Annotated in this window: 17 protein-coding genes; 10 read left to right on the top strand and 7 right to left on the bottom strand. The window is 69.4% G+C overall.

The genetic code is table 11. From position 1 onward, the window contains the following. The first annotated feature begins 8 nt into the window (after positions 1-8). Positions 9-1,259, top strand: a complete 1,251-nt coding sequence (locus OG332_RS17470) for a hypothetical protein (protein WP_327414349.1) — start codon at positions 9-11, stop codon at positions 1,257-1,259. 80 nt (positions 1,260-1,339) lie between these two features. Here the strand turns inward: OG332_RS17470 and OG332_RS17465 are convergent, their stop codons facing one another. Continuing rightward, positions 1,340-2,860: a peptide MFS transporter gene (locus OG332_RS17465; RefSeq protein WP_327414348.1), complete on the bottom strand. Its 1,521-nt coding sequence runs from the start codon at positions 2,858-2,860 to the stop codon at positions 1,340-1,342. 499 nt (positions 2,861-3,359) lie between these two features. Between OG332_RS17465 and OG332_RS17460 the strand changes: the two genes are divergently transcribed. Both OG332_RS17460 and OG332_RS17455 read left to right on the top strand, forming a co-directional pair. Beyond that, a complete protein-coding gene (locus OG332_RS17460) occupies positions 3,360-4,037 on the top strand; it encodes a response regulator transcription factor (RefSeq protein ID WP_327414347.1) in 678 nt (225 codons plus the stop codon). 64 nt (positions 4,038-4,101) lie between these two features. After that, positions 4,102-5,367, top strand: a complete 1,266-nt coding sequence (locus tag OG332_RS17455) for an ATP-binding protein (RefSeq protein WP_327414346.1) — start codon at positions 4,102-4,104, stop codon at positions 5,365-5,367. A 9-nt stretch (positions 5,368-5,376) separates the two neighbouring features. On the opposite strand, the gene OG332_RS17450 is transcribed toward OG332_RS17455, so the two are convergent. Next, complete coding sequence (locus tag OG332_RS17450) at positions 5,377-5,907, bottom strand: GtrA family protein (RefSeq protein ID WP_327414345.1); 531 nt, start codon at positions 5,905-5,907, stop codon at positions 5,377-5,379. A 196-nt stretch (positions 5,908-6,103) separates the two neighbouring features. Here OG332_RS17450 and OG332_RS17445 point away from each other — a divergent pair, with 196 nt between their 5' ends. After that, positions 6,104-7,243, top strand: a complete 1,140-nt coding sequence (locus OG332_RS17445; RefSeq protein ID WP_327414344.1) for a 5-(carboxyamino)imidazole ribonucleotide synthase — start codon at positions 6,104-6,106, stop codon at positions 7,241-7,243. Here the strand turns inward: OG332_RS17445 and OG332_RS17440 are convergent. Continuing rightward, complete coding sequence (locus tag OG332_RS17440; protein WP_327419266.1) at positions 7,216-8,457, bottom strand: RNA-guided endonuclease InsQ/TnpB family protein; 1,242 nt, start codon at positions 8,455-8,457, stop codon at positions 7,216-7,218. The two genes, OG332_RS17445 and OG332_RS17440, sit on opposite strands and share 28 nt — an antisense overlap. Positions 8,458-8,618: 161 nt before the next feature. Between OG332_RS17440 and purE the strand changes: the two genes are divergently transcribed. The 3 genes from purE (at position 8,619) to OG332_RS17425 (ending at position 11,546) form a co-directional block, all read left to right on the top strand. Next, the gene (purE, locus tag OG332_RS17435; RefSeq protein WP_327414343.1) at positions 8,619-9,158 is read left to right on the top strand and encodes a 5-(carboxyamino)imidazole ribonucleotide mutase; all 540 of its coding nucleotides are present in this window, start codon (positions 8,619-8,621) and stop codon (positions 9,156-9,158) included. Further along, on the top strand, positions 9,155-10,333 hold the full coding sequence (locus tag OG332_RS17430) for a dipeptidase (RefSeq protein ID WP_327414342.1): 1,179 nt from the start codon (positions 9,155-9,157) through the stop codon (positions 10,331-10,333). The genes purE and OG332_RS17430 overlap by 4 nt, the downstream gene beginning before the upstream one ends. A gap of 142 nt (positions 10,334-10,475) precedes the next feature. Next, complete coding sequence (locus OG332_RS17425) at positions 10,476-11,546, top strand: membrane dipeptidase (protein ID WP_327414341.1); 1,071 nt, start codon at positions 10,476-10,478, stop codon at positions 11,544-11,546. 57 nt (positions 11,547-11,603) lie between these two features. Here OG332_RS17425 and OG332_RS17420 read toward each other — a convergent pair whose 3' ends face one another. Beyond that, positions 11,604-12,947 (bottom strand): UDP-glucose dehydrogenase family protein, encoded by a 1,344-nt coding sequence (locus tag OG332_RS17420; RefSeq protein WP_327414340.1) that lies wholly within the window; start codon positions 12,945-12,947, stop codon positions 11,604-11,606. 206 nt (positions 12,948-13,153) lie between these two features. Between OG332_RS17420 and OG332_RS17415 the strand changes: the two genes are divergently transcribed. Then, positions 13,154-14,326, top strand: coding sequence for an acyl-CoA dehydrogenase family protein (locus OG332_RS17415; protein ID WP_327414339.1), 1,173 nt, complete (start codon positions 13,154-13,156; stop codon positions 14,324-14,326). 200 nt (positions 14,327-14,526) lie between these two features. Here OG332_RS17415 and OG332_RS17410 read toward each other — a convergent pair whose 3' ends face one another. Beyond that, the gene (locus OG332_RS17410; RefSeq protein ID WP_327419265.1) at positions 14,527-15,702 is read right to left on the bottom strand and encodes a tyrosine-type recombinase/integrase; all 1,176 of its coding nucleotides are present in this window, start codon (positions 15,700-15,702) and stop codon (positions 14,527-14,529) included. Positions 15,703-15,828: 126 nt separating this feature from the next. Here OG332_RS17410 and OG332_RS17405 point away from each other — a divergent pair, with 126 nt between their 5' ends. Together OG332_RS17405 and OG332_RS17400 are read left to right on the top strand one after the other, a co-directional pair. After that, positions 15,829-16,368 (top strand): hypothetical protein, encoded by a 540-nt coding sequence (locus tag OG332_RS17405; RefSeq protein ID WP_327414338.1) that lies wholly within the window; start codon positions 15,829-15,831, stop codon positions 16,366-16,368. Positions 16,369-16,400: 32 nt separating this feature from the next. Further along, complete coding sequence (locus tag OG332_RS17400; RefSeq protein ID WP_327414337.1) at positions 16,401-16,616, top strand: helix-turn-helix domain-containing protein; 216 nt, start codon at positions 16,401-16,403, stop codon at positions 16,614-16,616. Between the two features lie 1,124 nt (positions 16,617-17,740). Here OG332_RS17400 and OG332_RS17395 read toward each other — a convergent pair. Continuing rightward, positions 17,741-18,307 (bottom strand): ATP-binding protein, encoded by a 567-nt coding sequence (locus OG332_RS17395; RefSeq protein WP_327414336.1) that lies wholly within the window; start codon positions 18,305-18,307, stop codon positions 17,741-17,743. Then, positions 18,307-19,575 carry an IS21 family transposase gene (gene istA, locus OG332_RS17390; protein ID WP_327414335.1) on the bottom strand — a complete coding sequence of 423 codons (1,269 nt, stop codon included), beginning with the start codon at positions 19,573-19,575 and terminating at the stop codon, positions 18,307-18,309. The genes OG332_RS17395 and istA overlap by 1 nt, the downstream gene beginning before the upstream one ends. Positions 19,576-19,585 lie beyond the last annotated feature (10 nt).

The raw sequence follows: 19,585 nt of genomic DNA, 5'->3' as shown, positions 1-19,585 counted from the left end.
AACGGAGGGTGAGCGCGGCCGTGGTCGCGCTGCTGCTCGGCGGCGCGGGCATCGCCATCACGGCTTCTCCCGCCCAGGCCGCCGAGGCCACGTTCAAGGTCAAATGCGTGCCGCCGGCCGGTGGCGGGGACCCGGTGGAGGGCGAGACCACCGCCAAGATCACCGCCCCGGCCACGGCCAAGGTGGGCGACGAGGTGGACGTGGCCTGGGAGACCGTCAAACCGGCCTCGAACAACACAGACCTGATGGACATCCCGAAGGACGCGGTCCAGCCCACCGGCTGGATCACCGTGGGTGGCGGCGGGGCGGGCGAGCTGAAGGTCGTCGGGGAGAAGAAGAACCCGCCGATCCCCAAGAAGGCCCCCATGGTCATGTCCACCATGAAGGGCAAGCTGAAGCTCACCAAGGCCGGCAAGGTCACCCTGACCCCCGGCAAGTACGACGTCGCCGTCACCTTCTCCTTCGGCACGTTCGTCACCAAGTGCGCGCCGACCGGTGAGGTCAAGGGCGGGGCCACCATCGACGTGTCGGCCGGCACCAGCGGCGGGGCGACCAACGGCGGGGCCACGAACGGTGGCGCCGCCAACGGCGGGGCCGATGGCGGGACCACAGCGGGAGGCGGCGGCCAGACCGACTTCCCGGGCAAGCCGGTCGAGGTGGCCTTCGACTGCGGCCCGGTCGTCCCCGGCGGCATCAAGACCCCGGTCACGATCAACGCGAAGAAGAACGGCGGCAGCTACGACCTGACGGTCAAGACCGCGAAGGGCGCGATGGCCGCGCCCATGGCCCTGCCCGCGGGAGCCCTCAAGCCCTCGATGAACGTGAAGCTGGGCGGGGCCGACAGCGGCACGGTCAAGGTCTCCGGCCCGGCCAACGCGGACCCGATCCCGGACAAGGCCCCGGTCAGCCTCAGCGACATGACCGGCACCTACAAGCCCGGGAAGACCGGCAAGGTGACGCTGAGCCCGGACCAGCTGACGATCGACGTCACGATGGCCCCGGGCGCCACGCCGATCAACGTGCCCTGCAAGGCGGCCAGCAGCGGCGTCTCGCTGGAGCTGGACACCACCGCCCAGGCGGGCGGCTCCGGCTCCTCGACCAGCACCACCGGCAGCACCACCTCGGGCGGCCTCGCCGAGACCGGCGCCGAGGACGAGGGCGGCATCAAGGCCCTGGCCCTGGTCGCCGGCACCGTGATCCTGCTCGGCGGCGCGGTGTTCACCTTCACCCCGTGGCGCCGCCTGCGCGGCACCCGGTAACCCGCCCGGAGACAGCGGAACGGCCCGGCACCCCTTTTTTCGGTGTGCCGGGCCGTTCCGTCGTACGGAGCGCGAACGCGTCAGCCCATGCCGTCCATCAGCTGGTTGACCTTCTTGCGGTACATGAAGATCGCGAGGCCGGCGAGTACGGCGGCGGTCGCCTGGAAGAGGATCACTCCGACGCCGTTCAGCTGCACGTCGGCCAGACCCAGCAGACCGGTGACGCAGTCACCTGCGGTGACGGCCAGGAACCAGACGCCCATCATCTGGGAGCCGTACTTCTGCGGCGCCATCTTCGTGGTCACCGACAGGCCGACCGGCGACAGGCACAGCTCGGCGAGCGTGTGCATCAGGAAGATGAGCACCAGCCACCACATGGTGACCTTGGTGTCGTTGCCGGCGGTCTGGCCCAGCGGCAGCGCGAAGACGAAGAACGAGGCACCGACGATGATCAGGGCCACCGAGAACTTCACGATGGTGCTGGGCTCGCGGTTGCGGCGGGCCATAGCCACCCACGCGGCGGCGAAGACCGGGGCCAGGGCCACCACGAAGAGCGGGTTCAGCGACTGGAAGATGGTGGTCGGGACTTCCCAGCCGAACAGGGCGCGCTCGGAGTTCTTGTCACCGAAGAGCGAGAGCGTCGAACCGCCCTGGTCGTAGATCATCCAGAAGACGGCGGCGGCCACGAAGAACCAGATGTAGGCGCTCATCCGGGTCTGCTCGACGGTGGACAGGTCCTTGTCCCGCTTGATGCGCACGAGGACGGCGACCGGGATGAGCAGACCGGCGATGGTGATCGGGTACAGCGCCCACTTGATGGTGAACATGTCCGCGGCGACGACGGCGCCGTAGAAGACGGCGATGGCGGCCAGGACGGCGAGGGCCTTGACGATCACGGCCTTGCGCTCGGCCGGGCTCAGCGGGTTCGGGACGATGCTGCTCTGCGGGCTCAGGGTGCGGCCGGCGAGCAGGTAGACCACGAGGCCGATGCCCATGCCGACGGCGGCGAGCGCGAAGCCGAGGTGCCAGTTCACGAGCTCGCCGACCATGCCGATGCCGATCGGGGCGAGGAGGGCACCCACGTTGATGCCGATGTAGAAGATCGTGAAGCCGCTGTCGCGGCGAGGGTCGTCCACACCGCGGTACAGGTGACCGACCATCGTGGAGATGTTGGCCTTCAGCAGACCGGAGCCGACCGCGACCAGCAGCAGACCGCCGAAGAACGCCATCTGGCCGGGCAGCGCGAGCGACACGTGGCCGGCCATGATCACGCCACCGGCGATGGCGACCGTCTTGCGGGCGCCCCAGACGCGGTCACCGAACCAGCCGCCGGGCATGGCCATGAGGTAGACCATGGCCACGTAGACGGAGTAGATCGCCGTAGCCGTCGCAGCAGTGAAGCCGAGGCCGCCGCCCTGGCTGCCGGTCGCGGCGTCGACGCCGCCGGAGACCAAGTACAGGACGAGAAGCGCACGCATGCCGTAGTAGGAGAAGCGCTCCCACATCTCGGTCATGAACAGCGTGGCCAGGCCGATCGGGTGGCCGAGGAGGGTCTTCTCGTGAGCGGGGCTCGGAGAAGCCGTCGTCAGGCTGGAAGCCATGGTCGATCCTTGCTTGCTCGGGACGCTTGGCTTCGTGAGCTCATCCGCGCCCGGTGGGGGGTGGCCGGCACCGGCGGACGGATCTCCCACCCACGCCTCAGGGTCTCGCCCCCCATGGGGTTGGGGGCGAAGGGAACATCCGTAACCGGGATCCACGCCCGCCCGCGCATCCATCGCGCGAGGGGCCCGGCCCAGAGGTCATTCACTGTCGTCGAGCCCGGAACAGGTGAGTCCCAACAAGACTGCCTGTCCGGTCAGGACAGCAATAGAGACCCTCGGCTCGCTTTTCGGCACAAAGGTCCCTGAGGTAATGCATCAGGCGTCTCGCCACCATACGACACGACACTGTGGCATATGAAAGGACTTGAGAGATGGATCACAAGGCGAGTCGGGAACCGTCCGGCCATATTCGAAGGCGCTTAGTAGTTCATAAGCCCAGTTCGGAAGGGGTGTGCAGGCAGGCCCCTCGATTCAGTCGCCGCGGACTACCATCACCCACATGACGCGTGTACTGCTCGCCGAGGACGACGCATCCATCTCGGAGCCCCTGGCCCGCGCCCTGCGCCGGGAGGGGTACGAGGTCGAGGTCCGGGAGGACGGCCCCACCGCCCTGGACGCGGGAATGCAGGGCGGCGTCGACCTCGTCGTCCTGGACCTGGGCCTGCCGGGCATGGACGGGCTGGAAGTCGCCCGCCGGCTGCGGGCGGAGGGGCACGGCTTCCCGATCCTGGTCCTCACCGCCCGCGCGGACGAGGTCGACACGGTCGTCGGCCTGGACGCCGGCGCCGACGACTACGTGACCAAGCCCTTCCGCCTGGCCGAACTGCTGGCCCGGGTCCGGGCCCTGCTCCGCCGCGGCGCCAACGAGGCCGCCCAGCCCCCCGCCACCCACGGCGTGCGGATCGACGTCGAATCGCACCGCGCCTGGATGGGGGAGGACGAGCTGCAGCTCACGGCGAAGGAGTTCGACCTGCTGCGCGTCCTGGTCCGCGACGCCGGCCGGGTCGTCACCCGCGACCAGCTCATGCGCGAGGTCTGGGACACCACCTGGTGGTCCTCCACCAAGACCCTCGACATGCACATCTCCTGGCTGCGCAAGAAGCTGGGCGACGACGCCGCGAACCCCCGCTATATCGCCACCGTCCGCGGCGTCGGCTTCCGCTTCGAGAAGAGCTGACCCCCACCCGCAAGAGCCCCGGCCCCGGCCCGCCCCGGACCGGCGCTAGGGCATGCTCTAAGGCATGCGCCGCCGCCTCATCAACTCCACGCTCGCCGTGGTGCTCGTCGTGATCGCCGTCTTCGGCGTCTCCCTCGTGATCGTGGAGACCCGGACCATCACCAGCAGCGCCCAGGACCGCATCGAGTCCGAGGCGCTGCGACTGGTGGGCATCGTCGAGGCGAACGTCCTGGAGCACAAGCCGGTCGATCCGGTCGCCCTCGCCGAGCAGCTGGACGCCGGCCACTACGCCCGCATCACCATCCCCGGCCAGCCGGCCGTGGAGGTGGGCGCCCCGATCCCCGACAGCGTCATCCGCGGCACCGCGCGCGGCGAACAGGGCGAGGTCGTGACGGTCGAGGAGTCCCGCTCCACGGTGACCAAGGAGGTCGGGCGGACCCTCGCGGTGGTCGGCGCGGTGGCGCTGCTGGCCGTCGTGGCGGCCGTACTGCTCGCCGTCCGCCAGGCGAACCGGCTGGCCTCCCCGCTCACCGACCTCGCCGAGACGGCGGAGCGGCTCGGATCGGGCGACCCGCGCCCCCGGCACAAGCGGTACGGGGTCCCCGAGCTCGACCGCGTCGCCGACGTCCTGGACTCCAGCGCCGAGCGGATCGGCCGGATGCTGACCGCCGAGCGGCGCCTCGCCGCGGACGCCTCGCACCAGCTGCGGACCCCCCTCACCGCACTGTCCATGCGGCTGGAGGAGATCACGGTCACCGACGACCTGGAGACCGTGCGGGAGGAGGCGACGATCGCCCTCACCCAGGTGGAGCGGCTCACGGACGTCGTGCAGCGGCTGCTCACGAACTCGCGGGACCCGCGGACGGGCTCCGCGGTCCCCTTCGACCTGGACGAGGTCGTCAAGCAGCAGGTGGAGGAGTGGCGGCCCGCCTACCGCAGCGCGGGCCGGGCCATCGTGCGCTCCGGGAAGCAGGGCGTGCGCGCCGTCGGCACCCCGGGCGCGGTCTCGCAGGTGCTGGCCACGCTGGTGGAGAACGCCCTGATGCACGGTGGCGGCACGGTCGCCCTGCGTACCCGCGTCGTCGGCAACCAGGCGGTCCTGGAGGTCACGGACGAGGGGCCGGGGGTCCCGCCGGACCTGGGCAACCGGATCTTCGAGCGGGCCATCAGCGGCCGCAACTCCACCGGGATCGGCCTCGCGGTCGCCCGGGACCTCGCGGAGGCGGACGGGGGACGCCTCGAGCTGCTCCAGACGCAGCCGCCGGTGTTCGCGCTGTTCCTCAGCCGGACGGCGCCGGAACGGGCCGAGCAGGAGACGACCGTGCGCTAGGAGTGCGTACTAGTTGTTCGCCGGCTCCGGCGCGGGCAGCGGCTCCGGCCGGCGCTCCGGCCTGGGCAGCGGCGCGGGCCCCGGCACCGGCTCGGCGGCCTCGGGCAGGGCCTTGAAGACCCAGGTCCGGTACGACCAGAAGCGGAACACGGTGGCGGTGCCGATGCCGATGAACTTGAAGACGTTGCTGGCCACCGAGCCGTCCCAGCCGAAGCCGTAGGTGGCGGTGTAGAGCACGCCGTTCTCGATGACCAGGCCGATGCCGCTGAACGCGGCGAAGAGGACCAGCTCACGGGTGCGGCCGCTCTGGGCACGGTCCCGGTAGGCGAAGTAGCGGAAGCCCAGGTAGTTCGTGGCGATGGCCACGACGGTGGCTATCACGCTCGCGCGCACCACCTGCAGGTCGGTCGTGTGCCGGATCAGGTTGAAGACACCCAGGTTGACCAGTACACCCAGACCACCGACCGCCCCGAACTTGGCGACCTCTCGCACGAGAGCGCGTACGCGTTCGAGAGCAGATCCGTTCCCCGGCGTGCTCATCAGAAGGTCAGTTCCTGTCGGTCACCGCCCCGCTAAGGGCGTCCGGTGTTCTCCGTCAACCCGCCCATCGTAAGTGTCCCCCCACAGCCCCGTCTGTGCCTTCGGACACCGTGCGACGCACGGCACACCGGCAGGTCCGGGCGGGCCGTGTCCATGCGGGTCCTGATGGCCGAATACCGGCGGATACCCTGGAGGAGTGACGTTCCCGGTAGTCGGCATGGTCGGCGGCGGTCAGCTCGCCCGCATGACCCACGAGGCGGGCATCCCCCTCGGCATCAGATTCAAGCTCCTCAGTGACACCCCGCAGGACTCGGCGGCCCAGGTCGTGAGCGACGTCGTCATCGGCGACTATCGCGACCTGGAGACGCTGCGTGCCTTCGCGCGCGGCTGTGACGTGATCACCTTCGACCACGAGCACGTACCCATGGAGCACCTACGGGCCCTGGAGGCGGACGGCATCCCCGTCCGCCCGGGGTCCGACGCATTGGTGCACGCCCAGGACAAGGGGGTGATGCGCGCCAAGCTCGACGAGATCGGTGCGCCCAGCCCCCGCCACCGGATCGTGAGCGATCCGGCGGACGTGGCGGCCTTCGCGGACGAGGTGGGCGGGTTTCCCGTCATCCTCAAGACCGTGCGGGGCGGGTACGACGGCAAGGGCGTGTGGTTCGTCCGCACCCCCGAGGACGCGGAGGCCCCCTTCAAGGCGGGCGTCCCGGTCCTCGCGGAGGAGAAGGTCGATTTCGTCCGCGAGCTCGCGGCGAACATCGTCCGCTCCCCGCACGGCCAGGCGGTGGCCTACCCCGTCGTCGAGTCCCGCCAGGTGGACGGGGTCTGCGACACGGTGATCGCCCCCGCCCCGGACCTCTCGGAGACCCTGGCGGGCGAGGCCCAGGCCCTCGCCCTGCGCATCGCCAAGGAACTCGGCGTGACCGGCCACCTGGCCGTGGAACTGTTCGAGACCACCGACGGCCGGATCCTGGTCAACGAACTGGCGATGCGCCCGCACAACAGCGGCCACTGGACCCAGGACGGTGCCGTCACCTCCCAGTTCGCCAACCACGTCCGCGCGGTCCTGGACCTCCCCCTGGGCGACCCCCGCCCCCGGGCCCGCTGGACGGTCATGGCGAACGTGCTGGGCGGGGACTACCCCGACATGTACGCCGCGTACCTGCACTGCATGGCGCACGACCCGCAGCTGAAGATCCACATGTACGGCAAGGACGTGAAGCACGGCCGCAAGGTCGGCCACGTCAACACCTACGGCGACGATCTGGACGATGTGCTGGAGCGCGCACGCCACGCAGCCGACTACCTCAGAGGAACGGTCACCGCTTGACCTCGTTCCCCTCTCCTGGCGGAGGGGGGAACTCCTTCCCTCGCGGGTCGGGTTTTCTGCTTCACTGACCGCTGCCTCTCAGGGGTGTTCCGTTGAGGTCTTCCACCGTCTCCACAGACTGTCACCGCCAGCCCGGCGGTCAGAAGGTTCACGGCTGCGTTCTCGTCCCGGTCGTGGGTCGTCCCGCAATTCCCGCACGTCCATTCACGGACGTTCAGGGGCATCGTCGTGGCGATCGCCCCGCAGGCCGAGCACAGCTTCGAGCTGGGGAACCATCGATCGACGATGATCAGCTCGCGTCCGTACCAGGCCGTTTTGTACTCCAGCATCGACCGCATCTCGCGCCAGGCCGCATCGGCGATGGCACGGGCGAGCTTGTGGTTTTTCAGCATGTTGCGGACGGTGAGGTCCTCAATCACGAGCGTTTGGTTTTCGCGCACGAGTCGAGTTGTCAGCTTGTGCAGGTGATCGCTGCGGCGGTCTGCGATCCGGGCATGGATACGGGCCACCCGGGTGCGGGCCTTTGCCCGGTTGCTACTTCCTTTCTCTTTCCGGGCCAGCGCCCGTTGGGCCTTGACCAGGCGTGCCCTGTCGCGGCGCTCACGCTTCGGGTGTGGGATCTTCTCCCCGCTGGACAGGGTCACCAGGGCCGTCAGACCCACGTCGATGCCGACAGCGGTGGTGGTTGCGGGCATGGGCTCGGGGGTGTCCACGCACAGCAGGGAAACGAACCAGCGTCCGGAGCCGTCCCGAGAAACAGTGACCGTCGACGGCTCCACGCCCTCCGCCAGAGGACGGGACCACACCACATCCAACGGCTCGGCCATCTTCGCCAGCGTCAGTCGGCCGTCGGCGTAGCGAAACGCACTGCGCGTGTACTCGGCCGAGGCGCGCGACTTCCGCTTCGACTTGAACCGGGGGTATTGCGACCGCTTTCCCCAGAACTCTGTGAACGCGCTCTGCAAGTGGCGCAGCGCCTGCTGGAGCGGAACCGAGGACACCTCGGCCAGGTAAGCCAGCTCCTCGGTCTTCTTCCAGCCGGTGAGCATCACCGACGTCTGGCCGTAGCCCACCCGCTCCCTGCGGGTTGTCCACGCCTCGCTGCGGGCACTGAGGGCCAGGTTGCAGACCTTCCGCACGCACCCGAACGTCCGGGACAGCTCCAATGCCTGCGCGTCAGTCGGACAGAAGCGGTATTTAAACGCCCGCTTCACAGAAGTAGCCCCCACGACGCGGACGCTAGGGGCCGTGACGATCCGAACACAAGCCCAGGCCAAGGCATCGCGCAGCGACATGCCGTCACGGCAGCACCGTGGGGTGGCAACGCGTTTCTTCTCCAGCCCGCAGGCTGGGGTTTCCAAGCAAGGAGTGATAGATGAGCACCGCGAGTACCCTCAGCCCCGTCATCGGCATCGTCATGGGCTCCGACTCGGACTGGCCCGTCATGGAGGCCGCCGCCCAGGCCCTCGACGAGTTCGAGATCCCCTACGAGGTGGACGTCGTCTCCGCGCACCGGATGCCGCGCGAGATGATCGCGTACGGGGAGCAGGCCGCCGACCGAGGCCTGAAGGCGATCATCGCGGGCGCGGGCGGAGCCGCCCACCTGCCGGGCATGCTCGCCTCGGTCACCCCGCTGCCCGTCATCGGCGTGCCGGTGCCGCTGAAGTACCTCGACGGCATGGACTCGCTGATGTCGATCGTCCAGATGCCCGCGGGGGTTCCCGTCGCCACCGTCTCGGTCGCCGGGGCGCGCAACGCGGGTCTGCTGGCCGTCCGGATGCTGGCCGCCCACGACAAGGACCTCCTCGCCCGGATGCGCGACTTCCAGCAGGAGCTCAATGACCAGGCCACCGAGAAGGGCAAGCGGCTGCGTACGAAGGTCGCGAACGCGGAGTCCTTCGGGTTCGGCAAGTGAGCGCCGCGCAGCGTCTGGACGAGGCGCGCGAACTGCTGGCCGAGCACCCCGTCGTGGACGGCCACAACGACCTGCCCTGGGCGCTGCGCGAGCAGGTGCGCTACGACCTGGCGCAACGGGACATCGCGGGCGACCAGTCCGCCCACCTGCACACCGACATCCCGCGGCTGCGCGCCGGCGGGGTCGGCGCGCAGTTCTGGTCCGTGTACGTCCGCTCCGACTACGCCGGTGACGAGGCCGTGAGCGCGACGCTGGAGCAGATCGACGTGGTCGCCCAGCTGATCGACCGTTACCCCGGCGACCTCGTGCGGGCGCTGACGGCGGACGACATGGAGGCGGCCCGCGCCGACGGCCGGATCGCCTCGCTGATGGGCGCCGAGGGCGGCCACTCCATCAACAACTCGCTCGCCACGCTGCGCGCCCTGCACCGGCTGGGCGTGCGGTACATGACGCTCACGCACAACGACACGATCGACTGGGCGGACTCGGCGACCGACGAGCCCCGGCACGGCGGCCTGAGCGACTTCGGCCGCGAGGTCGTCCGGGAGATGAACCGCGTCGGCATGCTGGTGGACCTCTCGCACGTCGCCGCGACGACGATGCGGGACGCCCTCGCGGTCTCGGCCGCGCCGGTGGTCTTCTCGCACTCCTCGGCGCGGGCGGTCTGCGACCACCCGCGCAACATCCCCGACGACGTGCTGGCGCTGCTGCCGGCCAACGGCGGGGTGGCGATGGCCACCTTCGTCCCGAAGTTCATCCTCCCGGCGGCGGTCGAATGGACCCTGGCCGCGGACGAGAACCTGCGGGCGCACGGTTTCCACCACCTGGACACCACCCCCGAGGCGATGGCCCTGCACCGGGCCTTCGAGGCGGAGCGCCCGCGCCCGGTGGCCACGGCCGCCACGGTGGCCGACCACCTGGACCACATGCGCGAGGTGGCCGGGGTCGACCACATCGGCATCGGCGGCGACTACGACGGCACGGCCTTCACCCCGTCCGGGCTGGACGACGTGGCCGGCTACCCGAACCTGGTCGCCGAGCTGCTGGCGCGCGGCTGGTCCAGGGCCGACCTGGCGAAGCTGACCTGGTCCAACGCGGTACGGGTGCTGCGCGACGCGGAAGCGGTGTCGCGTGACCTCTCGGCGTCCCGGGGCCCGTCGAACGCGGTGATCTAGCAGGGGCACGGCGGATGTGGTGACCGGGTGTGACCTGCGTGTTCACCCGAACGCCACATCCGCCGGGCGTCCCTGCCGTCCCCCATGTCACGGTGGCACCATCCCATCTCTCCCTGCTGCCGCCGAGACCGGAGCGAACGCCATGGCCGACCTGCAGGACGAACCCCACTCCGTGGGCATCGGAGCCGAAGACCTCCCCGCACCCGACATGGCGGCGGGCGCCCTCGACCGGGCCGTCGCGCTGCTGTCCGTCCATCCCGTGGCGGACGGGTGCAACACCTTCGTCTGGACCCTGCGCCAGAGCCCGTACCACGACATCGACACCCCCGACACCGGTGTCGACACCGACATCCCGCGGCTGCGTGCCGGGGGAGTGGGGGCCCAGTTCTGGTCCCTGCTCGTACCGCCGGGCCGGCCGCGCGGGGACACGACCGGTGACCAGGCGGTCTCCGACACCCTGGAACAGATCGACGTGGCGCTGGCCTTCGTGCGCCGCTACCCCGACAGCCTGCGCCTGGCACTCAGCGCCGACGACATGGCGGACGCCCGCAACCGCGGCCGGATCGCCTCGTTCCTGGGCCCCGTGTCCGGCCGCACGCTGACCGACTCGCTGGGCGCGCTGCGCGCCTTCCACACGCTGGGCGTACGGATCCTCGCGCCCGCGGGAGCGTCCTGGGCGCAGGACGACCTGACGGCCTTCGGCCACGAGGTGGTCCGGGAGGCGAACCGGCTGGCGATGATGCTGGACCTCACCGGCTGCCCGCCGGCGGTCGCCTGCCAGATCGCGGGGGCGTCCAAGTCCCCGACGATCATCTCGAACACGGCGGCGGCCGCGCTGAACCCGCATCCGGCGAACGTGCCCGACGAGGTGCTGCTCGCACTGGGCGAGGCGAACGGGCTCGCGATGGTCACCTTCGACGCCGCGCGCACCGGGGACTCCCTGCACGCGGTCGCGGACCACCTCGACCACGTACGGGCCGTCGCGGGCCCGCACAGCGTCGGCCTCGGCGCCGCCTTCGGCACCGAACCGCAGGGCCCCCACCCGGCCGGTCTGACCGACCCCTCGGGCTACCCGCGACTGATCGCGGAACTCCTGGAACGAGGCTGGCCGGAATCCGACCTGGCCCTCTTGACCTGGGGCAACGCCCTCCGCGTGGTCCGCGACACAGAATTCACGGCCCGCCGCGCGAAGGCCGGCCCCGCCGGCGCTTGAGGCGCGGGGGGCTGGGGGCTGCGCCCCCAGCAGCGGAGCCGCACGCGCCCACGGCGATCAGGCGCGGGGCCGCCCCATGGCCCGGTACGTCCACCCGGCGGCGCGCCACCGCACGGGATCCAGCGCGTTGCGACCGTCCAGCACCAGCCGGTCCGTCACGACGCCCGCGAGCTCCGCCGGGTCCAGCTCCCGGAACTCGCGCCACTCGGTGAGGTGGAGGACGACCTCCGCCCCCCGGGCCGCCGCCAGCGCGGAGTCCGCGTACCCCAGGGTCGGGAAGACGCGCCGGGCGTTGTCCATGCCCTTGGGGTCGTAGACGGTGACCTGCCCGCCCTGGAGGTGGATCTGTCCGGCCACGTTCAGCGCGGGCGAGTCCCGTACGTCGTCCGAGTCCGGCTTGAAGGTGGCGCCGAGCACCGCGACCCGCTTGCCGAGGAACGACCCGCCCACGGCGTCCCGCGCCAGCTCGACCATGTGCCCGCGCCGGCGCATGTTGATGGAGTCGACCTCGCGCAGGAAGGTCAGCGCCTGGTCTGCGCCCAGCTCACCGGCGCGCGCCATGAAGGCCCGGATGTCCTTGGGCAGGCAGCCGCCGCCGAAGCCGATCCCGGCGCGCAGGAACTTCGCGCCGATCCGCTCGTCGTAGCCGATGGCCTCCGCCAGCTTCACCACGTCGCCGCCGGCGGCCTCGCAGACCTCCGCCATCGCGTTGATGAAGGAGATCTTCGTCGCGAGGAAGGAGTTGGCGGCGGTCTTGACGAGCTCGGCGGTCGGGAAGTCCGTGACGACCAGCGGGGTGCCCTCGGACATCGGCGTCTCGTACACCTCGCGCAGGAGCTTCTCGCCGCGCTCGCCCTGGACGCCGATCACGATCCGGTCGGGGTGCAGGGTGTCCTGGACCGCGAAGCCCTCCCGCAGGAACTCCGGGTTCCAGGCGAGCTCCACGTCCTCGCCCGCGGGGGACAGCTCGGCCAGCTTCGCGGCCAGCCGCTGCGCCGAGCCCACCGGCACCGTGGACTTGCCGACCACCAGGACGGGCCGGGTCAGGTGCGGGGCCAGCGAGGCCATCGCGGAGTCGACGTAGGACATGTCGCACGCGTACTCACCGTGCTTCTGCGGGGTGTTCACGCACACGAAGTGGACGTCGCCGAACTCCCCGACCTCCTCCCAGGAGGTGGTGAACCGCAGCCGCCCGGTCGAGCCCGGCAGCCCGGCCACGTGCTGGGCCAGCAGTTCCTCCAGCCCGGGCTCGTACATCGGCACCCGGCCCGACGCCAGCATCTCGATCTTCTCGGGCACCACGTCCAGCCCCAGCACTTCGAACCCCAGCTCCGCCATCGCCGCGGCGTGGGTCGCGCCGAGGTATCCGGTGCCGATCACTGTGATCCTGAGGGGGGCCATGGGTGCTCCAGAGGTGCGGGGCCGTTTGCGGCCACTGAGCATAGTCGGGCCCACCAGCGGGGACGTTCCCCAGGAGCCCACCGCTGTCGACGCCGCTGTCATGCAACTCACGTAGGCCGTCCATATCGCCATCCGTGACCGGGCCACTAAGCTTGGGTTACTTAACGGTAGTTAGCATCACGCATCACCCTGGGGAGTGAGAGATCTTGGCGGGTTCTGCCGACTTCGACCTGTACCGCCCGGCCGAGGAGCACGACATGCTCCGCGAGTCGGTCCGCTCGCTCGCCGAGGCGAAGATCCTGCCGTTCGCCGCCGCGGTCGACGAGGAGTCCCGCTTCCCGCAGGAGGCCCTCGACGCCCTGGTCGCCAGCGACCTGCACGCCGTCCACGTGCCCGAGACCTACGGCGGCGCGGGCGCCGACGCCCTCGCCACCGTGATCGTGATCGAGGAGGTGGCCCGCGTCTGCGCGTCCTCCTCCCTCATCCCGGCCGTCAACAAGCTCGGCTCGCTCCCGGTGATCCTCTCCGGTTCCGAGGAGCTCAAGGCCAAGTACCTCGGCCCGCTCGCCAAGGGCGACGCGATGTTCTCGTACGCGCTCTCCGAGCCGGACGCGGGCTCCGACGCCGCCGGCATGAAGACCCGCGCCGTGCGCGACGGGGACTTCTGGGTCCTCAACGGCGTCAAGCGCTGGATCACCAACGCGGGCGTCTCCGAGTACTACACGGTCATGGCCGTCACCGACCCGGAGAAGCGCTCCAAGGGCATCAGCGCCTTCGTCGTGGAGAAGGGCGACGAGGGCGTGTCCTTCGGCGCCCCGGAGAAGAAGCTCGGCATCAAGGGCTCCCCGACGCGCGAGGTCTACCTCGACAACGTCCGGATCCCCGCCGACCGCATGATCGGCGCCGAGGGCACCGGCTTCGCCACCGCGATGAAGACCCTGGACCACACCCGCATCACGATCGCGGCCCAGGCGCTCGGCATCGCGCAGGGCGCCCTGGACTACGCCAAGGGCTACGTCCAGGAGCGCAAGCAGTTCGGCAAGCCGATCGGCGACTTCCAGGGCGTGCAGTTCATGCTCGCGGACATGGCCATGAAGATCGAGGCCGCCCGCCAGCTGACGTACTCGGCTGCCGCCCGCTCGGAGCGCGTCTCCGCCGGAGGCGCCCACGAGGACCTCACGTTCTTCGGCGCCGCGGCCAAGTGCTTCGCCTCCGACGTGGCCATGGAGGTCACCACGGACGCCGTCCAGCTCCTCGGCGGTTACGGCTACACCCGTGACTACCCGGTGGAGCGCATGATGCGCGACGCGAAGATCACCCAGATTTATGAAGGTACGAATCAGGTTCAGCGGATCGTGATGGCGAGGAACCTTCCGTAGCAAGGTTTTCGCAGGTCAGCGGCCCACTCGGCCGATCCGGCAGCCCTGATCGGCTTCCGGTCCGTTCGGGTCCGTTCCGGGGTGTTCCTGGGCGTCATGCTGGGGAAATCCTGGGCTGACACTGGGTTGGAAACATGTGCTGACCTGCACAAACGACAAGGCCCCCGGCATGATGCCGGGGGCCTTTCGTGTGGGTCGGATCAGGCGACTTCATCCCGCTCGGTGGGGTCGTCCGCGCCGGGGGTCAGCATGCTCGCGATGGCTGCGCGCCCGCGCTGCTCGGCCCCTTCGAAGATGTAGTGGTAGTGCTCGCGGAGCACGTCCGTGCTGCTGTGTCCCATCCAGTCGGCCACGTCGTTCTCAGGCACGCCCGCATAGAGCAACCGGGACCCGTAGTAGTGCCGCATGGAGTGCGGCTTGCAGTAGGTCACCTCGCCCTTCGTCAGGGCGACCAGCCAGATTTGCCGGTAGAAGTACGACGCGTACAGGTACCCGGTCCGGGTTACGTTCGGGAACAGCAGACGCTCAGGGCCCCACACGCCGTGGTTCTTGATGTGCCTGCGCAGCTCGAACGCCACGTTCGGCGGAAGGGGCACAACGCGCCCCGGCTCCTCTTCATCCCGGGCCTTGACGTGCCGCCGCTGTAGCGCGCTGTTCTTCCCCGACTCGGATTCGCCGTCCTCCGCCATCTGGAAATCGACGCGCAGGACCTCGGCCTGAAAGTCGATCTGATCGCGCGAGACCGCCATGGCCTCACCGATGCGGAGACCGCATCCCGCCATGAGCCAGAGCATCGCCCGGTACCGGGGCGGGGCCCCGTTCAGCATTGCCAGGACTTCCCGGGTGGTCAGCCGCCGGGCATTGCTCTTGTGCTCGCGTATCTCCTTGGCGCGGCTGCCTGCGTGCCGGATCTTCTTGCATGGATTGCGCCCGATGATCTCGTTGACGACGGCCCAATCCATCATCCCGGAGAAGAACGAGAACCGCTGACGACGTGTGCGGGCAGAAAGCTTGCGGTCCTGCTCCATCCACAAGAGCCACTGCTCAATGTCCGCGACCTTCAACGACACGATGGAGCGAGCCTTGAAGAACGGTTCCAGCGTCGTGTTCTGGATGGAGCGGTACTGCTTCCTGGTGCTGTTCGTCAGCTTCCTTTGAGTCGTCCACTGCTCCCACACGGCCGTCACGGGCTGCTTCCCGAGCTTGTCGTCCAGGTAGGTCCCGGCGTCTAGCTCCTGCTCCTTCCGCTTCCGGTGGTCGTCGGCGCGCTTCTTGGTCTCAAACGACTTCTGGCGCTGCTTCCCGTCCGGGTTGTACCAGAAGGCTGTCCACTTCTTCGCGTCGTCCTTGGAGCGCGCTACCCATGCTCTCGCCACGTCTGAGCCGGCCTTTCCCGTCGTGGGCCCCACCTGCCGTGGCTCGCCCTCGGCCACAGTTTTCGCATGGTCCACCCTGGGTTGTCAACACAGGGTGGACCACACCCGGTGGTGTATGGTCGGGGTATGCGAGAAGACGAGAGCGGATTCGAGGTCACTCAGCAGCAGGGGGGCTGGGTGATCCGGATGTGGTGGCCGGAAGGCCCGATTACGGGGGGACCGCAACGCATGACCGTGGAGCCAGCCGAGGGCGCCGAGCCGCGCGACGTCGTGCGCGGTATCTCCACGACCGTGCTCCGAAGGCTCGACCTCGCGGCGGCGGTGAACTTGGCCAAGATGGCGCCGAAGGCCCAGCAGACCCTGGAGAACGCCACGCGAGAACTGGATGCCGGAGGGGAGGCCGCTGGCCGCCTCCTGGCGACTGAAGGCGTCTCGGACCGATACCTGGCACTGCTGGCGGCGACGTACGCCGCCATGGCCGAGAGTGGCGCCCCTGCGCCGGTCCCGTGGCTCGCGAGACTGATCGAGCGTCGCCCAGAGACGATTAAGGACCACTTGAAGAAGGCGCGCCGGGACGGCTACCTCGGCACCGTGGCTGGCAAAGCCGGGGGAGAGGTTACCGATAAGGCCAGGGCAGCGCTGAAATCCATGGCGAGCGCCCAGTAGCCCGGTCCCCAGTTTCAGAAATTCATATCTCGATGGCCCCGAGGCGACTCGGGGCTTTCTCATATTCGGAGGTCATGTTGGTGAAGTTGTTGACGGTTGTCGAGGTGGCCGAGTTCCTGAGCAAGTCCCGAAGCTGGGTATATGAAAACTGGCGTGAAGAACAGATCCCGTTTCGCCGGGTTGGTCAATCCCTTCGGTGCCGTCCGAGTGACTTGGACAAGTGGCTGGACGCTCAGTGGGCTGAGTGAGCTACTGCGGCTGCTAGGGCCAGTCTCCGGCCCCCATTGCGTGTAAACGCTTTGGGGGCCTCTTCATGACCTCCGCTGGAAACCGCCACCCCACCGGCGGTACAACTCAGCCATCACCCAATCAGGAGAGGACACGCCCGACCCGCATGGCTAACCGCTCCGATGCCGCTAAGGCACGACACGGCACATGGGTCTTCACCCTGGCCACGGCCGAGGCTCCCGGGGCCGACGCTCTCAAGACCCACAGGCTCACGCGCAAAGACGCGTGGCCCAACTTCACTCGCTTTCTCATAGCGGTTGGTACGCGGTGGGGGACCTGGGGCGAGGAAGTACGGCCGTCCCTCGACCGAATCCAGGAGGCGACCGGTATCGACCGGTCGAAGTCCCATCGATGGCTGAACGCAGCTGTAGACCTCGGCTACCTCTCCGTGGCCCGTCAAGGCTCCCGAGGGGTTGCCACGACCTACCGAATCGCCATCCCTGGTGAGAAGGCAGAGAAAGCCCCTCAGGGCCCTTATGGGACCCCTCGGGCATCGAGGCCGGCTGAGGAGCCCGAAAGGCGTTCTGCGGCCATTCCAGATCCGCCTAGCGTGGCTGCTCCGAGTGAGACCCGCACGCTCGGTTGGGATGACCTGAGTGTGGACGCTCAGGGTGTGTTCTTCTGGCCTCCCGCCGAGCGGGAGCAGCTTTGGAAGCCGGAATACGGCTGCTACGACGCCGCCCTTAAGGCGGCCATGGCCCAAAACCCCTACCTGCCCGTGTAACTCCCTGCCCCCCTGGATCGCAGGGGGTGCCACATGGGATAGAGGAATAGTGCCGCTGTGTCATAACAGCGGTGCTGCTGTCTCACAGCTACGCCTTGGCTGTTTCACATTCCTGGGCTTTCTAAGACGTAACTAGTAACTAAGAACTACAGACCCCTTCGGGGTCTGTTAGCTACTCGCAAGCTCGTAGCTATCCCCTGGCCGGTCAACAGGTCCGGACAGTCAGGCTCCCTAACGGGGCCTGACTACAGCGAAGGCAGAAAGCGCAGCTGCGAAGCGAGCGAAGCGAGACAACAGGATCTCTTCGGCTAGGAAGCCTACGAGATCTTGCAACGGCCAAGGCGAGAACCGGCCTTCAAGTCATGGCTCCCGAAAGGGTGCCCGCTTGACCAGCTCGTCCTGGAGGCGGCCGGTCTGGTGGGCGGCGGCGAGGCGGTCGACCCACTGGGCGGCGGTGGCGAACGCGACGCGGTGGCCGGCCTGGCAGGCCCGGACCGCGAGGCCGGTGGCGAGGTGGGTCTTGCCGGTGCCCGGCGGGCCGAGGAAGACGGCGTTCTCCTTGGCCGCTATGAAGTCCAATGTTCCCAGGTGGGCGAGTTGTTGGCGCGTCAGGCCGCGCAGATGGGTGAGATCGAGTTCCTCGATGGTCTTGATGGCGGGGAAGCGGGCGGCGCGGATGCGGCCCTCGCCGCCGTGGCTGTCGCGGGCCGAGACCTCGCGTTGCAGGCAGGCGACCAGGTACTCGGTGTGGGTCCAGGACTCGGCCTGGGCACGTTCGGCCAGGCGCTCGGCGGCGTCCAGGAGGGCGGGTGCCTTCAGGGCGCGGGCGAGGAAGGCGAGGTCGGCGGCGGTCTGCCGGCCGGTTCGGGTCGCCTGGCCGTCCGTCCTCGCCCTGTCGGCCGTGGTCTTCGTGGCGGTGCGGGTCATCAGGTGTCCTCCTTTCCGGCGCCGCCCTCGATGAGGGTGAACATGCGGTCGTAGGTGCCCAGTTCGCGTTGCTCGACCTCGATGCCGAGGCTGTCCGGGGCCAGGACCGCGGCCCGGGCGGCGGCCGCGCGGGCCGCCCGCTGGTGGATCACTTCGCCGCGCAGAACTTGGGCCGCGGCGGCGTGGTCGGGGTCGGTGATCGACTGGTGTTTGGCCCAGCAGCGGGCGTGTCGGGCCACGATGTCGCTGCCGGCGATGACGGTGACCTCCTCGTTGTCGGCGCGGACCATGACCCTCTTGCCGATGGCGCCGGGGTGGACGGAGTAGTCGTTGGTGTCGACGCGGATGTAGTGGTCTCGGCCGATACGGGTGTGGAAACGCCACCAGTGCGGCGGGGTGACCGGCGGGATGGCGAGCATCGCCGCGCGGTCGGCCTCCCAGCGGTCCACCGGCCGGGCGGCGATGACGCGGTGCTGGCGCCGGTTGGCGATCTGCAGCCAGGCGGTCAACTGGGTGTTGAAGCCGTCCGGGCCGGTGAAGGTCCGCCCGGGCAGAAAGCTGGTCTCCAGGTAGCCGTTCGCCCGCTCGACCAGGCCCTTCGCCTCCGGGTCGCGGGGCCGGCAGAGGTGAACCTTCACGGCGAGAAGTCCGGCGAACGCGGCGAACTCGCTGGTCAGCCTGCCCTTGCCGATCCCGGCTTCGTTGTCCCAGACCAGCATCTTCGGGACGGCTCCCCAGCCGTCGGCCAGCAGGCGCCAGTGTCCATCGATCAGGTCGCCGGTCTGCCGGGAGGGCAGCATCCGGGCCGTGATCACCCGCGAATACCCCGAGACGATGACCAGGACCGGAGGCCGGCCGGACTGACCGTAGCCGAGCGGGATGTCCACCGGTGGGAACCACAGGTCGCACTGGGCGAGCTCGCCGGGCTGGTAGACCGTCCGCGAGACCGGGTCGACCGGCAGGCAGGACGGCCGGAGCTCGCGCACGCGCTCCTTGAGGATCGTCAGCCCGCGCTCCCAGCCGATCCGCTCGGCGATGACGGTGGCGGGCATCGTCGGGGTCTGTTTCAGCAGCTCGCGGATGGCGGGCTCGAACGCGTCCACCGCCGAGCCCTTCAGCGGACGCTGGTAGACGGGCGGCCGGTCGGTGGCCAGGGCGCGTTTCACCGTGTTCTTCGAGATGCCCAGATGCCGGGCGATCGCCCGGATCGGCATGTGCTCGGCCCGGTGCAGTCGCCGGATCTCAGCCCAGTCCTCCACGGAAATCACCCTCTCCTCC

This window comes from Streptomyces sp. NBC_01233 (assembly GCF_035989305.1).
Lineage (GTDB): Bacteria > Actinomycetota > Actinomycetes > Streptomycetales > Streptomycetaceae > Streptomyces.
Note: the sequence above shows the minus strand (reverse complement) of the source record. Positions and strands in the feature narration are given on the sequence as shown.